This window comes from Octadecabacter dasysiphoniae (genome assembly GCF_021532615.1).
GTDB lineage: Bacteria > Pseudomonadota > Alphaproteobacteria > Rhodobacterales > Rhodobacteraceae > Octadecabacter > Octadecabacter dasysiphoniae.
The window spans coordinates 147,927-162,262 of record NZ_JAKGAQ010000001.1 but is presented as its reverse complement, the minus strand read 5'-3'; the positions used below and the strand labels follow the sequence as shown (position 1 = coordinate 162,262).

The following is a 14,336-nucleotide window of genomic DNA, read 5'->3' as shown; positions in this document are numbered from 1 at the left end:
TCTTAGCCTTTGACTGCGCCAGCGGCGATGCCGCGGACAAAGAGTTTGCCGGAGGCAAAATAGATGATGAGAGGGACCAGACCTGTCAGCAGAGTTGCGGCCATATTGACGTTGTATTCCTTGACGCCCTGCACTGAATTCACGATGTTATTGAGCTGCACCGTCATCGGATAGGTCGCCGGTTTGGTGTAGATCACGCCAAACAAAAAGTCGTTCCAGATGCCTGTGACCTGCAAAATGATGGCCACCACAAAGATCGGCAGGGCCATCGGCAACATGATTTGGAAATAAATCTGCCAGAAACCGGCCCCGTCCACGCGCGCGGCTTTGAACAACTCTTCCGGGATTGACGTAAAATAATTGCGAAACAGCAGCGTCAATATCGGCATCCCGAAGACCGTATGGACAAGAACCAGACCCCAGATGGACCCCATAAGCCCGATTTCACGCAACATGATCACGATGGGATAAAGCATCGTCTGATACGGAATAAACGCGCCGATGATGAGGATCGTAAAAAAGGTCTCTGAGCCTTTGAATTTCCAGTTGCTCAGTGCGTAGCCGTTGATCGATGCAATCGCGATGGACAGCAGGATCGAGGGGATCAAAATGCGCACAGAATTGCCAAAGCCGCGCGACAGACCATCGCAATTGATGCCCGTGCAGGCCTCTGACCAGGCTTTGACCCATGGTTCGAATGTGATTTCCATAGGCGGGCCAAACACGTTGCCCATGCGGATTTCCGGCATCCCCTTTAGGGAAGTAACGATCATCACGTAGAGCGGCAAAAGGTAGTACATAGAGACCACAATCAGCGTGCCATACAGGAAGATATTGCCGCGCGAGAACGTCTTTTTGGGTTTCGGGCCGCGTGGACCTGCTGCGGAGTTTGTTGAAATATCAGCCACGTTTCTTGCCTCCAAATTCGAGGTAGGCCCATGGGATCAGGATGATCACAACAGAGCACAACATCATGGTCGAGGCCGCGAAGCCTTGGCCCAAATTCTGGGCGCGGAACATATATTCAATGACGTATTTGGCGGGCACTTCGGAGCTTAGGCCCGGTCCGCCACCAGTTTGTGCAACAACGAGGTCGTACAATTTTATGATACTGGACGCGATAAGCACGAGGGCCGTGATAAAGACGGGGCGCATCATCGGAATGATCACCATAACGTAGGTTTTCACCGTGCCGATCCCGTCGACGCGGGCGGCTTTCCAGATGTCTTCGTCAATGCCGCGCAAACCAGCGAGCATGATGCACATGATCAGCCCCGTGCCCTGCCACAACCCTGCGATCAAAAGTCCGTAAATAACGGTGTTAGGATCGTTCAGCGGGTTGAATGTAAAGCTTTCCCAGCCCCAACCGCGCACGATGCTTTGCAGGCCGAAATCGGGGTTCAAAATCCACTGCCAGACAAGGCCGGTGACCACGAAGGACAGCGCGAAAGGGTATAGGAAAATGGAGCGAAAGGCGCTTTCGAAACGGATTTTGCGGTCCAGACACGCCGCGAGGGTGAAACCGATCACCAGCGTGAGCACCATTGAGCAAACACCATAAATCCCGAGGTTCTTAATCGAGATTATCCAGCGATCCGTGTTCCAAAGTCGTTCGTATTGATCAAAGCCGACCCAATTCGTTCTGGGCAGCATCCGCGATCCGGTAAACGAATAGGTCACGGTCCATGCAGTGCCACCAGCAAAGACGACAAGCGCCGTCAGGATCATCGGCAGCGACGCCAGCTTTGCCATCCAGTTCTTAAGCAACCGGTTAGGGCGCTTGGCGGTAGTGGCGGGGGGGTCCGAGGGCACGGTCATCGTGTCGGCTCCGTATCAATGAAATGTAGGGTGATGTGGCCCGGCAGATCACGCCGCCGGGCCGGATCGATGGATCGCTTAGTCTGCGTCCTCGATCAGCTGCGCATAGGAGGCTTGCGCATCTGCCGCGGACATGTCGCCAGACCAGAACTGCGCCATCAGATCTTCGATTTGAAGCATGGAGTCCTGAGAGAACGCGATATCAGCCGATGGCAGCACGCCGCCGTCAGCCAAGATGCCAAGGCCTTTCTGCATGCAGCCATTTGCGGAGGACATATCGATGTCACCACGCACGGGCAGCGACCCTTTGGCGAGGTTGAAGGACACCTGAACTTCCGGGGAAATCAGCAATGCCGCGAGCTCTTTTTGAGCACCTGTAATTTCCGGATCATCGTTCACCGGGAAGTAGAATGCGTCGCCACCAGTATCGAGCACCGGGTTCAGGCCAAGGCCGGGAAGACAGGAGTAATCTTCACCTTCGACCTGTTCAGCCACGGCAAATTCACCTTGCGCCCAGTCACCCATGATCTGCGCACCGGCTTGTCCGGTGATGACCATATTTGTCGCTTGGTTCCAGTCCTGAACGTTCGATGCGCGGGCAAGTTCACGGGCGTTCGCGATGGCTTCCCATGCTGCAGTGTATTCTGCACCGCGCGCCACGTCCGCGTCTTTGTCGATGTTCACGGCTTTCCACGCATCAAGGCCTGCAACAGCAATCGTGATGGCGCCAAACGCGATGTTTTGTTGCCAGCCCTGCTGACCCATTGCCAATGGCAGGGTCCCAGCCGCCTCGAGATCACCAGCGGAGGCGACAAATTCATTCCAGTCCGCCGGAATTTCAAGGCCCGCATTTTCATACGCAGCGTGCGACAACCAGATCCACTGTGCGGAGTGGATGTTGACCGGCACGCAATAAATTTTACCGTCCAGCGTACAAGCATCGAGCAAGGATGAAGGGTTTACGATGTCCGCCCAACCGCCAGCCTCTGCGACGTCAGTAAGGTCAAGAAGAAGGCCCGCTTCGATCAATTCTTGTGCTTGGCGACCGTGGTTCAGCTGTGTCGCTGCCATTGGATCACCGCCGATAATGCGGGAAATAATGATGGGGCGCGCAGTGCTGCCGGAACCGGCGATTGCGCCATCAACCCATGTGTTGCCTGTGGCATTCCACGCGTCGGCAAATTCTGCGACGGCTGCGGCTTCGCCACCGGATGTCCACCAATGGGTGACTTCCAATTCGATTGCAGTTGCCGCGGACGCAGCCGTGAGTGCCGTCCCGACCAACAAAGACTTCAAGGTTTTAGACATTTTTTCCTCCCAGAAAATGCGGATATCCGCCGATAATTTTGAGATCGCGTCGTGATCCTCTCACTCTGCAATCGATTACATTTTGAAACGTGGTTGATGTTTCTGTCAACAAAATATGTAATCGATTACAAAGACGACGAGAATTGCAGGGCGAATAAGCAGTGAAAACCTCGACACTTCAGGATGTTGCACGGGTCGCAAAAGTTTCGACGGCGACGGTCTCCCGTACGCTTTCGAACCCGAATGTCGTATCCGAATCAACCCGTCGACGTGTGTCAGAAGCCGTGAAAATCACCGGCTATCGCATCAATCGTGCCGCAAGAAACCTGCGGACCCAGCGCGCGCATTCGGTTCTTGTTTTGCTCCCTGATTTGGCCAATCCGTTCTTTTCCGCGATCCTCGAAGGCATTTCGCGCAACCTGTCGCAGCAGGGATACTCAATGCTGATTGCCAGTACCAAACAGGTGCACGACAGCGGCGAACGGCTGATCGATTATCTGGATGATGCCCGCGCAGACGGAATGATCATCCTTGATGGTGGTCTGGATGCGGACATCGTGGAGATGCTTGAAACCGCCCCGCAAGCCAATCGTATCCTGTTTGCCTGCGAATGGATTGACGGTGCCAATTTCCCGTCAGTTCGGTGCCAAAACCGTCAGGGGACGCGCACCGCAGTGAACCATTTGTATGACCTCGGCCATCGCAAGATCGCCCATGTGACCGGCCCCGAGGGCAATGTTTTGATGCACAGCCGCAAGGATGCTTTTGTCGACGAGGTCGAACATCTGAAGCTTGAGCAACGGCCGGAATGGATCATCGACGGCGACTTTTCGCTCGCGGCGGGGTGTCAGGCTGCACTGAAGTGGGTCGGGCTGCATGACCGCCCCACTGCGGTTTTCTGTGCGTCAGACCAACTGGCGATGGGGTTTATCGCAGAACTGTCGCGCCGTGGTTTCAAGGTGCCCGACGATGTATCGGTCATGGGGTTTGATGACATCGATTTGGCCGAACATTTCATTCCGCCGCTGACGACCATCCAGCAGGACCGCTTGATGATTGGGGAAACTGCCGCGAAAATGCTGATGGCGCGGATCGTTACCCCCAATGAAGCGAATTCAGATCAAGCGGCTGTCTTGCCCGTATCCCTCGTCGTTCGGGAAAGCACGGCATCGCTGCGCTGACGTCTGGATTGTTTGATCCGAGGGACATCGCGAAAATAGACGGCCTAGCCTTTGGGCACACCGTCAAAATCTGATGCATTATGGCGTTCGCGCAGTTGTTCGTGCAGCTCGCCCCAGGCGCGGTTGACCATTTTGCCGCGCTGAAACGCCGGGCGTGCCATCACGTCGTTGGCCCAACGGTTGACGTTTTCATAGCTTTCGACGTCCAAAAATTCAGCCGCGTCGTAAACCAACCCTTTAACCAGCGCGCCGTACCACGGGGCCGTCGCCATATCGGCAATCGTGTATTCGGCCCCCGCGAGGTAGCGGTTGTCCTCAAGTTGTTGATCAAGAACGTCCAACTGGCGCTTTGCTTCCATCGTGAACCGGTTAATCGGGTATTCGAATTTTTCGGGCGCGTAGGCGTAAAAATGGCCAAAGCCGCCGCCCAGATATGGCGCGGACCCTTGCAGCCAGAACAGCCAGTTCAGCGTTTCTGTCCGCCCTTCGATATCGCGTGGAAGGAACGCACGGAATTTTTCCGCGAGGTACAGCAGAATCGCGCCAGATTCAAAAACACGCACGCCTGTTTGCTTGTCGTAAAGGGCCGGGATTTTGGAATTAGGGTTCAGATCGACAAAACCGGATGAAAACTGATCGCCTTCCTGAATATCGATGAACCACGCGTCGTATTCCGCACCGGCATGGCCCGCCGCCAGCAATTCTTCGAGCATTACAGTGACTTTTACACCATTCGGTGTGGCCAGCGAATGAAGCTGAAGATTGTGTTTGCCTGTCGGCAGGTCTTTGTCGTGGGTCGGCCCCGCGATCGGCCGGTTGATGCTGGCAAACTTGCCGCCACTTTCAGAATCCCAAGTCCAGACTTTTGGTGGCGTGTATGTCATGTCAGCTTCCCCTTTGGCGTTTGCCCTACGCTAAAGTTTGGATCGCCAGACGCAATGGCCCCCAGCGCCCAGTACACAAAAAGTTTTGTCTAAACCAACATCATGCGAATGCTTTTGCGTCCTCCAACACAAGGTCGCTGCATTTTTCACCGATCATGATCGCTGGAGCATTGGTGTTGCCGGACACGATTTCAGGCATGATTGAACAATCCGCCACCCGCAGCCCATCAATGCCATGCACCCGCAAACGCGCATCCACGACGGCGTCTTTGCCCGTGCCCATTTTGCAAGTTCCGGTTGGGTGATAAATCGAAGCCGTGTTGTTGCGGGCCCAATCCAACGTCGCGTCGTAATCGTTGATGTCAAGGTCCGCATGGGGCCGGAATTCTTCCGAGATTTTCGACGTAAGCGGCGCGTGGCGTGCAATGGTGCGCGCGATATTCACACCAGCGACAACCGTGTCACAATCGGTTTTCGTCGCCAGATAATTCGGGATGATCGCGGGATATGCACGCGGGTCTTTTGATTTTAGACGAATTTCACCGCGCGATTCAGGGCGCAGCTGGCACACAGACATTGTGAAGGCGCTGAATTTGTCCGCGCCCTTGCCGGGGTTTTCCGCTGACAGCGGTTGGACGTGAAACTGAATATCAGGCGTGTCCAAATCTTCGCGTGTTTTCAAAAATCCCGTAGCAAGGCTGGCAGCCATCGTCATCGGCCCCGCACGGAACATCAGATATTTCAGCCCGATCTTGGCCTGCCCCATTAGGCTGCTCACTTCGTCATTCAGCGTCGGTTCTTTGGTTTTGTAAACCAGCCGAGCCTGCAAATGGTCTTGCATGTTTTTGCCCACACCCGGCAGGTCCGAGACCACATCAATTCCGTTGTCGCGCAGCTGTTCCGCCTCACCGATCCCTGACAGCATCAGCAGCTGGGGTGAATTGATCGCACCGCCGGACAGGATGATTTCGCGATTGGCCGTGACCTTGTGCTGGACACCCTTTTTATCGGTATAAAGAACGCTGGTCGCACGTTTGCCTTCAACGACAACCTTATCAACAGCGGCATGCGTGATGATCTGCAAATTATCACGTGACCGCGCCGGGTTGAGGTACGCGACAGCCGCGCTGCATCGGCGGCCATTGCGCGACGTAAGTTGGAAGAACCCGACGCCTTCTTGGTCTGCGCCGTTATAATCGGGATTAAACGGGTATCCCGCAGCCTGCGCCGCCGCGACCCAAGCGTCTGTAATCGGGCGTTGAATTCGCATGTTGGATACGGACAGCGGGCCTTCGTTGCCGTGATATTCATCGGCGCCGCGTTCATTGTTTTCTGCACGCTTGAACAGGGGCAGCACGTCGTCCCAACCCCATCCCGCGTTGCCCATTTGCCGCCAGCGATCATAGTCTTGCGATTGGCCGCGCACATATAGCAGCCCGTTCAGCGAAGATGATCCGCCCAGAACCTTACCGCGCGGCCATTCAATTGATCGGCCATTCAGGCCGGGATCGGGCTCGGTCTTATAACACCAGTCCACTTTGGGATTATGAATGGTTTTGAAATACCCGACCGGAATATGAATCCAGGGGTTCAAGTCGCGCCCGCCAGCCTCAAGCAGGATCACCTTGTTGGCGGGGTTCGCGCTGAGCCGGTTCGCGACAACGCAACCCGCAGAGCCGGCACCGACAACGATATAGTCTGCTTGTAAGTTTTCCATTGCGGGTCTCCTTGACCAAAAAAGAGACAGAGTCGAAATTAAGACTTGCCTCAACGTAATAAAACCTCACACTATTGAGACTGCAAGTATCAATCTTGCGCAAGGGAGGAATATAAATGAAAGCATCGAAGGTGCTCAGCACCATTTCACGCCGTGATTTGTTCAAGTTAACAGGTCGTTACGGCATCTCATCCGTCGTTATGGGTGCGGCTGCAATGACTGGCGCGATCACGCTGCCAAACATCGCGAAGGCTGCCGAATCAACATACGAGAAGCGTTACGCGAAAGAACCAAAGCATCAGCTGACGCTGGGCGCCGCTGGTTTTAACGCACAAAACCTTCTGATCGAACGCGCTGGTGTTATCCAGTTCGCACTCGACCTCGAGGAGCGGACCGAAGGCGAAATTCGCGTTGAGTTCATCGGCGACAACCAGATTTGTGGTCAGTTGTCCTGTGCTGAAAAAGCCCAGTTGGGCGTGATCGACATGTATTCTGCGTCCACGCAGAACTCTGCCGGTTCCACACCATACCTGAACGTTCTGGATTACGCGTACATGTTCCGTACACGCGGCGACATCTACCACTTCTTGTACTCACCAGAGTCCATGGACCTGCTGCGTAACCCTCTCGAGGAACGCCACGGTCTGAAGTTCCTGTTCAGCCATGCCGAACTTCGCGGCATTCAGTTGGGTTCCAGCTTTGCTGACAAGCCACTCGTCACATCCGTGACCGAGCTTGCTGGTACAAAGAACCGCGTAACAGGCACACAGCTTGGTCGTATCGCGATGGAGCTTATGGACCTCAACCCAGTGCCAGTGGCATGGGCTGAAACACTCGACGCGCTGCGCACGGGTCTGATTGATGGTGCGGAAACATGGGCGTCTGCTGTTGCATACGCCAACATGTCCCCTGCTGTGACACAGTCCGTCGATCTGCGTTTCTTCTGCGGTACAGAGCACACAGGCATGAACGCCTCTGTCTTTGACGCAATGGAAGCACACCTTCAGGATGCCATCATGGAATCCGCGTATCTTGCGCAGGTTCACGTGCAGGCCGCCAACGAAGCAGCGCTTGTTAACACTGTTGGTTTCTCTGATCCGGTCATGCCTGGCACGATCTTTGCAGAGAACGACGTGAAGCCTGCGTTCCTGTCCGCAGAAGCCTTGCGCGAAGCTGAGGAAATGTCTTCCCCAGAATTCCAGCCTGGTCCATGGGAACAGTGGCGCGAGCGCATCAACGGTTGGGCCGGTGGCCGCGACACGTATCAGGAAATCTACGACGTGGCGCGTCAGAACCCGCACACGCTCGCTGAGAACGTTGAACCACGCCGCTGGTGGCGCACCTAAGGGTCGCCCTTCAGTAGCAAGACCTTTGGGGCGGTGGGCATCAGCCCTCCGCCCCATTTTTATGATAAGATGAACATAGACGCCGGAACTATTCACGGCGCATAGTTGGGGTCATTGCGATGACGCCATCCTTGGGAGGGACACCTATGATCGAGTCGATATCAGGCGCAGCGACGATATTCGCGCAGCTTGGCATTATTTTTGCCGACCTTGTTACAGGTTCGGAGCCAGATTTTTTCCAACTCAGATCCGCGATGCGCGGTGATGGTGTCTGGCTTTGGGGTATTGTCATGACATTGGCGGGTGGCCTGCTTGTGGCATGGGTTTACCGCGTTGCCCCATGGGTTGACCGTAATCTTGAATCCACGCTGATGGTCGTCACCTATTTGCTGATCGGCGCAATCATCTTTGTCGAAGTCATCCGGCGTTTCGTCTTTTCGGAACAGTTCCCATGGTCCACGACAGTTCCGGGATACCTGTTCTTGATCATGACCTGGACGGGATGCAGTTATAACGTGCGGCTTCGAACGCACCTGTCGTTTTCTGAATTCCGATCAAAGATGGGGCGTTTCCCTCAGATGGTATTGCTGTCGCTTGACGCGGTACTGTGGTGGGGCATTTGCCTTTTGGTTATTGTTACATCCATGGGTGTGGTCGCAAACGCGGGCAATAACTTCATGATCGTGACCGGAACGAACAATGTCATGGTCTGGTGGTTCCTGATCACCCTGCCGATCGCCTTTGTTCTTTTGTCGGGGCGTGTGTTCCAGAACTTGTTTGAAGACATAAAGAAATATCGCAGCGGCGATGAACCGATGATCGAACAAGCCGTGTTGGGAGGTCAGTAATCATGGAAATTTCAACACTCGTCACCCTGATTTCTGTCGGTGTTACCGTTCTGTTTATGCTCGGTGTGCCGGTCTTTCTTGTCATCGCGTATTGGGTCTTGGGCACGTCCATGGCCCTTGGTCAGCCGCTTGTGAACATCGGAACGGCCTTGTCGGATGTGTTTACGGATGGCTTTGCCCTGTTGGCGATGCCGTTGTTTATTCTGACTGGTGATCTAATCAACCGTGCGGGCATTGCCCGAAGGCTGTCGGATTTTGCCTATGCCTGTCTGGGCTGGCTGCGTGGCGGTTTGGCCATGGCGGCGATTGGCGCGTCCGGTTTGTTCGCTGCGATCTCTGGTTCCAACTCCGCGACGACGGCGACCATCGGTTCGATGTTGCACCCCGAAATGGTGAAAGGCGGCTATGATCCACGCTTTTCCGCAGCGACAGCTGCTGCGGGCGGTACGGTTGGTATCATCATTCCGCCGTCGATCATCTTTATCGTTTACGGGTTCATCATGAACCTTTCGATCAACGATCTGTTCATCGCGGGCATCGTGCCTGGTGCGATGATGGTTCTGGCGATGATCATCACGGCCTTCGTGGTGTCCACAATCAATGGTTGGGGCTATCTGATTAAGCTTGATCCAGTGCGCGTGCTGAAAACTGCACTTGGCGGGTGGCTTGGTTTCTTTGCCATCGGTCTGGTTCTTTGGGGCATCTACACGGGTAAGTTTTCCCCGACAGAGGCCGCGGGCGTGACTGTTGGTTTCTGTGTGATTGTCGGATTTATCTGTCTGCCGATCTACAAAATGATGAACATCGACGAAGAACGCGACATCAACGAACGCGGATTTTCCGAAATGGTTGTCGTGCGTGGATTTGGCCCGCTTGAACTGCCAAGCATCACAATGCGGTCCGCACAGATCACTGGCATCCTGGCACCGCTGATCGCGATTTCGGTGGTGATGCAACAGAACCTCAGTTCCCTTGGCGCCAAGGAGGTTATCGAAACCTTCCTGATTGGCATGGGTGGATATTATCCGGTTCTTCTTACGGCGATGGCGATCGTATTTGTGGCTGGCATGGTTCTTGAATCGCTTCCGGTGACGATCATTCTGGCACCGATCCTTGCGCCAATTGCCGCGTCAGTCGGCGTTGATCCGATCCAGTTCGCGGTGGTGTTCCTTGTGGGTGCTTCGATTGGCTTTATCACCCCGCCTTACGGGCTTAACCTGTATGTGGCGTCCGGGGTTACGGGGGTTCCGTATTTCAGGCTCTTGCGCTATTCCACAATGTATCTTTTCTCGCTCATTGCGGTTTGGTTCATGGTTGCTCTCTTTCCCAGCATTTCAAAGACGTTGTTGCCAGGCGGCGGCATCTATGAATTGCTACAGGGTGTCTTTGGCGGGGGTGCGGCACCGGTATGATGGACGGGACAGCCTCAGATACTATTCCGACGAACCTGCGCCTATTGCTGGTTCTTGAGGAAGTTGCCCGCGTCGGCGTGCCTGTCACGCCGACCGAGGTCAACGCACAACTGGGGTTACCAAAACCGACCATCCACCGATTGTTTTCCACGCTGGAAGACGAAGGTTTTCTACAAAGAGACATCGACGGGCGGGCCTATTCCCCCGGCCGTCGACTTCGCGGGATGGCGACAGGGGTTCTGTCGTCGTTGCGCATTCGCGCGGCCCGTCTGGCTGTGTTGCGCAAACTGTCCGATCAGGTGGGTGAAACATGCAACATCGCCCTGCCCGACCGCGATAGCATGATCTATCTGGAACGCGTCGAAACCGAATGGCCGCTGCGCATTCAATTGCCTGTGGGCACCACTGTTCCGTTCTATTGCACAGCGTCAGGCAAGATGTACTTGTCGACCCTGCCAAAGACGCATCTGGCGCGCTATGCCACGTCAGAACATTTGGTCAAGAAGACCGACAACACAATTACTGTCCCCGACGATTTGATCCGCGCCGTTTCGACTGTTCGCCGCGACGGCTTTGCTGTGGACACAGAGGAATTCATGGACGGCATGATCGCCGTCGCCGTGCCTATTTTAGATGGCAATGACCGCCTTGTTGCGACGCTGTCGTTTCACGCGCCAACAATCCGGTTCACGGTTGAAAAGGCTCTCGAATATTTGCCAGCGTTGCGCGATGCCGCAACAGATCTGTCCAGCCTACTACGCGACTAACGCGACCCGACCCGCTAGGGCGCTGTGTCTCCGTTTCGCTTTGCCAAAGTCGACCAGGTTTGTTCATCCGGTGCGTCCGGGGGTGTTTCACATGATTTGCGGTGAATGTTCACCTTGCTCATGAAATTGGCGGAAATGGGCGCTGTGACAAACAGGAAAGCCATGATCAGGATTTCGCGCAGCGACCCGTCGCCCGATATGAACGCATAGGTCATTGAGGCCAGTAGCAACGCACCAATCCCCATAGTGCCCACTTTGGTGGGGGCATGCAGGCGCGTCATCGCGTCGGGCAATTTCACAAGCCCGATGGAACCGACAAGTGTAAAAAATGCACCGATCAGTAAAAAGACTCCGACGGCGTAGGTGGCGATATCGACAATGTTCATTCGATGATGTCCCCCCTTAGAACGAACCGCGCATAAGCCACGGTCGATACAAAACCGAGCATCGCGATGATCAACGAGACCTCAAAATACAGGGTGCTGCCTTGGTACATACCCACAAGCACGATCATACCGATGACATTCACAACCATTGTATCAAGCGCAAGAATACGATCCCCCGCATGCGGCCCGATCACGAGGCGTACCATCGCCAGCATTTGCGAAATTGCGACAGCGCCAAAGGCGATGATCAACGACAAAGACAGAAAATCGGCGGCGGGCATCATACGAAAATCTCCTTTAGGCGGGCTTCATAGCGCTGTTTGATCTCATCACGAACGGCGTCCGGGTCAGGTGTGTCAAGGACGTGCACCAACAGGCTGCGCCCGTCGCTTGATAAATCGGCGGATACCGTGCCGGGCGTCAGCGTGATCGTCCCTGCCAGCACTGTAATTGCCTCGGGTGAGCGCAGATCGAGCGGGATCGTGACCCATGTCGCCCGCAGTTTGGAATTGCGGCGGGTCAGGATAATCCACGCGACTTGCACATTGGCAATCAGAATATCCCAGAGCACCAAAGCCATGTAGCCCAGCATCCGGCCCAGCCTGAACCCCATCGGGCGATCAGGCCACCAATTCGCCGTCGCACGGGGAATGATCGTTCCAAGGATTACGCCGAACACCGCCATGCCTGCGGTAAGTTCACCTTGCAGTAATATCCACACAACCGCCAAAAGCACGGTCAGATAAGGGTGGGGAAACAGCCAGTTGAAGGCGCGGGTCATATCAATAATCCTCCGCTGGGGTGCTGAGCTTTCCGGGCGTGTCGACAACGGCAGAAATATAAGGTTCAGGGGCGAACAACTGCGCCGCCGTGGCCAAGGTGTAATCATGCGCGTAGCCGCCAAACACCGTATGTGCCGCGAGAAGTGCAACAAGGCCGCCGGCCGCCCCGTATGCCAGCGCACTTGGCGGTTCGAGTTCATCATCAGGCACATCGTCAGGTGTGACGCTATTGGCCTTCCAGAACACGATGCTGCCCGCGCGGGCAAACCCGACGACAGAAATCAGGCTGGACACCAGAACAATCGTCCAAATCCAGACCGCCCAAGGCGATGTGAATGCCGCATCAAGGATCAGCAGCTTGCCCAAGAAACCCGACAGCGGCGGCAAGCCGGCCATCGCAATTGCGGCGGCAAAGAACAGCCCTGCGGTCAACGCGGCCCCTGCGACCGGCGGCATCGCGCGCAGCACAAGCGATGGACGACTGGATTTGACAAGATCGACGATCAAAAACAGCGCCGCGCCAGCCAGTGTGGAATGCACGATATAATACAGTGCAGCTGCGATGCCTTCGGGTGTGAACAACGCGATGGCGATCATCACCATGCCCATTGATCCAATGACAGAAAATGCGACCAGGCGATCCAGCTTTTTCGCCGCCAAAACTCCGATCATACCCAAGGCGAGGGAAATCAGCGCCGCAGGTTGCAGCCAGACGTCGTGCAGACCCTGTGTGGCCTCAAGATCGGGGGGGAAGACCATCGTGTAAACGCGGATGATCGCGTAGGCGCCCACCTTTGTCATGATTGCAAATAATGCGGCGACGGGGCCCGGGGCCTCTGCGTAGCTGCTAGGCAACCAAAAGTGCAGCGGCACAAGCGCTGCTTTGATCGCAAAAACCAACAGCAACAAAACGGCGGCCACACGGATACCGACCGTTGATTCCGCCCCGATCAGATCGGCACGTTGTGCGAGGTCCGCCATATTCAGCGTGCCCGTTTCCGCATAGATCGCACCAAGTGCGAACAAGAACAACGTCGATCCGAGCAGATTGAACAACACGTATTGCACGCCAGCGCGCAGTCGTTCGTTTCCGCCCGCGTGGATCATCAGACCATAGGACGCGATCAGCAGGACTTCGAAGAACACGAACAGGTTGAACAAATCGCCAGTCAAGAACGCGCCCATGATCCCCATAAGCTGGAACTGGAACAGCGCATGGAAATGCCACCCTCGATCATCCCAACCGGACCCAATGGCATAAAGCAGGACGAACAACGCAAGCACCGACGTCAACAACACCATCAACGTCGACAGCATATCGCCGACAAGGATAATCCCGAACGGGGCCGCCCAATCACCAAGCTGATAAATCAGGATCGTGCCGTCAGATGCCTGCCAAGACAGGCCAGCGGCGATAGCGATCATCGCGATTACACCTACCAGTGAAAACACCCGTTGAATGCCGATGTGATAGCGCGCCGCGAGCACGATAAAGGGCGCAAGTATTGCAGGCAGGATGACGGGGGCGATCAACCAATGGGTCATGGCGCGTCCTCCTCATCTGTCGAAACCGGATCGTTCACGTTGTCATCATCCGCCCCGAGGTAGGACCCTAGCGCAATCATGACGACGACAGCCGTCATGCCAAACGAAATCACAATCGCTGTCAGAACCAAGGCCTGCGGCAAGGGATCGGCGTAGGTTGTTGCATCACCCAAGATTGGTGGTGCGCCAACCGTCAAGCGACCTGAGGCAAACAGGAATACGTTGACCGCATAGGTCAGCAACGACACGCCCAAAATCACCGGAAACGTGCGCAGACGCAGGACAAGATACATGCCGGCGGCGGTCAGAATACCGATCGCAGAGGCTACGAGAACTTCCATG

15 protein-coding genes are annotated in these 14,336 nt (G+C 55.4%); 5 read left to right on the top strand and 10 right to left on the bottom strand.

Going from position 1 to position 14,336, the window contains the following annotated elements; translation table 11 throughout:
* Nucleotides 1–2: 2 nt before the first annotated feature.
* The 3 genes from L0664_RS00685 to L0664_RS00675 all read right to left on the bottom strand — a co-directional run bounded on the left by L0664_RS00685 (nt 3) and on the right by L0664_RS00675 (nt 3,126).
* A complete protein-coding gene (locus L0664_RS00685; RefSeq protein ID WP_235223698.1) occupies nt 3–908 on the bottom strand; it encodes a carbohydrate ABC transporter permease in 906 nt (301 codons plus the stop codon).
* The gene (locus tag L0664_RS00680) at nt 901–1,818 is read right to left on the bottom strand and encodes a carbohydrate ABC transporter permease (RefSeq protein ID WP_235223697.1); all 918 of its coding nucleotides are present in this window, start codon (nt 1,816–1,818) and stop codon (nt 901–903) included. Before L0664_RS00680 ends, L0664_RS00685 begins: the two co-directional genes overlap by 8 nt.
* Before the next feature lie 78 nt (nt 1,819–1,896).
* Nucleotides 1,897–3,126 (bottom strand): ABC transporter substrate-binding protein, encoded by a 1,230-nt coding sequence (locus L0664_RS00675; RefSeq protein ID WP_235223696.1) that lies wholly within the window; start codon nt 3,124–3,126, stop codon nt 1,897–1,899.
* Nucleotides 3,127–3,287: 161 nt separating this feature from the next.
* Here L0664_RS00675 and L0664_RS00670 point away from each other — a divergent pair, with 161 nt between their 5' ends.
* On the top strand, nt 3,288–4,307 hold the full coding sequence (locus tag L0664_RS00670; RefSeq protein ID WP_235223695.1) for a LacI family DNA-binding transcriptional regulator: 1,020 nt from the start codon (nt 3,288–3,290) through the stop codon (nt 4,305–4,307).
* Nucleotides 4,308–4,351: 44 nt separating this feature from the next.
* On the opposite strand, the gene yghU is transcribed toward L0664_RS00670, so the two are convergent.
* Nucleotides 4,352–5,191, bottom strand: a complete 840-nt coding sequence (gene yghU / locus L0664_RS00665) for a glutathione-dependent disulfide-bond oxidoreductase (RefSeq protein ID WP_235223694.1) — start codon at nt 5,189–5,191, stop codon at nt 4,352–4,354.
* 100 nt (nt 5,192–5,291) lie between these two features.
* Nucleotides 5,292–6,908, bottom strand: coding sequence for a GMC family oxidoreductase (locus L0664_RS00660; protein WP_235223693.1), 1,617 nt, complete (start codon nt 6,906–6,908; stop codon nt 5,292–5,294).
* A 116-nt stretch (nt 6,909–7,024) separates the two neighbouring features.
* Here L0664_RS00660 and L0664_RS00655 point away from each other — a divergent pair, with 116 nt between their 5' ends.
* From L0664_RS00655 to L0664_RS00640, 4 genes are all read left to right on the top strand, one after another.
* Nucleotides 7,025–8,254, top strand: coding sequence for a TRAP transporter substrate-binding protein (locus tag L0664_RS00655; RefSeq protein ID WP_235223692.1), 1,230 nt, complete (start codon nt 7,025–7,027; stop codon nt 8,252–8,254).
* Between the two features lie 146 nt (nt 8,255–8,400).
* Nucleotides 8,401–9,102, top strand: a complete 702-nt coding sequence (locus tag L0664_RS00650) for a TRAP transporter small permease (RefSeq protein WP_235223691.1) — start codon at nt 8,401–8,403, stop codon at nt 9,100–9,102.
* Between the two features lie 2 nt (nt 9,103–9,104).
* Nucleotides 9,105–10,514 carry a TRAP transporter large permease gene (locus L0664_RS00645; protein ID WP_235223690.1) on the top strand — a complete coding sequence of 470 codons (1,410 nt, stop codon included), beginning with the start codon at nt 9,105–9,107 and terminating at the stop codon, nt 10,512–10,514.
* Nucleotides 10,514–11,281: an IclR family transcriptional regulator gene (locus tag L0664_RS00640; RefSeq protein WP_235224875.1), complete on the top strand. Its 768-nt coding sequence runs from the start codon at nt 10,514–10,516 to the stop codon at nt 11,279–11,281. The genes L0664_RS00645 and L0664_RS00640 overlap by 1 nt, the downstream gene beginning before the upstream one ends.
* Nucleotides 11,282–11,295: 14 nt before the next feature.
* Here the strand turns inward: L0664_RS00640 and L0664_RS00635 are convergent, their stop codons facing one another.
* From L0664_RS00635 to L0664_RS00615, 5 genes are read right to left on the bottom strand one after another with little or no spacing between them, the layout of a single operon-like run.
* Nucleotides 11,296–11,667, bottom strand: coding sequence for a Na+/H+ antiporter subunit G (locus L0664_RS00635; RefSeq protein WP_235223689.1), 372 nt, complete (start codon nt 11,665–11,667; stop codon nt 11,296–11,298).
* Entirely contained in the window at nt 11,664–11,951 is a 288-nt protein-coding gene (locus L0664_RS00630; RefSeq protein WP_235223688.1) for a K+/H+ antiporter subunit F, read from the bottom strand. The genes L0664_RS00635 and L0664_RS00630 overlap by 4 nt, the downstream gene beginning before the upstream one ends.
* Nucleotides 11,948–12,448, bottom strand: a complete 501-nt coding sequence (locus L0664_RS00625; protein WP_235223687.1) for a Na+/H+ antiporter subunit E — start codon at nt 12,446–12,448, stop codon at nt 11,948–11,950. Before L0664_RS00625 ends, L0664_RS00630 begins: the two co-directional genes overlap by 4 nt.
* Nucleotide 12,449: 1 nt before the next feature.
* Nucleotides 12,450–13,994 carry a monovalent cation/H+ antiporter subunit D gene (locus L0664_RS00620; RefSeq protein ID WP_235223686.1) on the bottom strand — a complete coding sequence of 515 codons (1,545 nt, stop codon included), beginning with the start codon at nt 13,992–13,994 and terminating at the stop codon, nt 12,450–12,452.
* Nucleotides 13,991–14,335: a Na+/H+ antiporter subunit C gene (locus tag L0664_RS00615; protein ID WP_235223685.1), complete on the bottom strand. Its 345-nt coding sequence runs from the start codon at nt 14,333–14,335 to the stop codon at nt 13,991–13,993. Before L0664_RS00615 ends, L0664_RS00620 begins: the two co-directional genes overlap by 4 nt.
* Between the last annotated feature and the right edge of the window lies 1 nt (nt 14,336).

Coding starts and splice junctions, on each gene's coding strand:
- L0664_RS00680 (WP_235223697.1), bottom strand. CDS start 1,818: ATGACCGTGCCCTCGGACCCCCCCGCCACTACCGCCAAGCGCCCTAAC.
- L0664_RS00675 (WP_235223696.1), bottom strand. CDS start 3,126: ATGTCTAAAACCTTGAAGTCTTTGTTGGTCGGGACGGCACTCACGGCT.
- yghU (WP_235223694.1), bottom strand. CDS start 5,191: ATGACATACACGCCACCAAAAGTCTGGACTTGGGATTCTGAAAGTGGC.
- L0664_RS00660 (WP_235223693.1), bottom strand. CDS start 6,908: ATGGAAAACTTACAAGCAGACTATATCGTTGTCGGTGCCGGCTCTGCG.
- L0664_RS00655 (WP_235223692.1), top strand. CDS start 7,025: ATGAAAGCATCGAAGGTGCTCAGCACCATTTCACGCCGTGATTTGTTC.
- L0664_RS00650 (WP_235223691.1), top strand. CDS start 8,401: ATGATCGAGTCGATATCAGGCGCAGCGACGATATTCGCGCAGCTTGGC.
- L0664_RS00645 (WP_235223690.1), top strand. CDS start 9,105: ATGGAAATTTCAACACTCGTCACCCTGATTTCTGTCGGTGTTACCGTT.
- L0664_RS00640 (WP_235224875.1), top strand. CDS start 10,514: ATGGACGGGACAGCCTCAGATACTATTCCGACGAACCTGCGCCTATTG.
- L0664_RS00635 (WP_235223689.1), bottom strand. CDS start 11,667: ATGAACATTGTCGATATCGCCACCTACGCCGTCGGAGTCTTTTTACTG.
- L0664_RS00630 (WP_235223688.1), bottom strand. CDS start 11,951: ATGATGCCCGCCGCCGATTTTCTGTCTTTGTCGTTGATCATCGCCTTT.
- L0664_RS00625 (WP_235223687.1), bottom strand. CDS start 12,448: ATGACCCGCGCCTTCAACTGGCTGTTTCCCCACCCTTATCTGACCGTG.
- L0664_RS00620 (WP_235223686.1), bottom strand. CDS start 13,994: ATGACCCATTGGTTGATCGCCCCCGTCATCCTGCCTGCAATACTTGCG.
- L0664_RS00615 (WP_235223685.1), bottom strand. CDS start 14,335: ATGGAAGTTCTCGTAGCCTCTGCGATCGGTATTCTGACCGCCGCCGGC.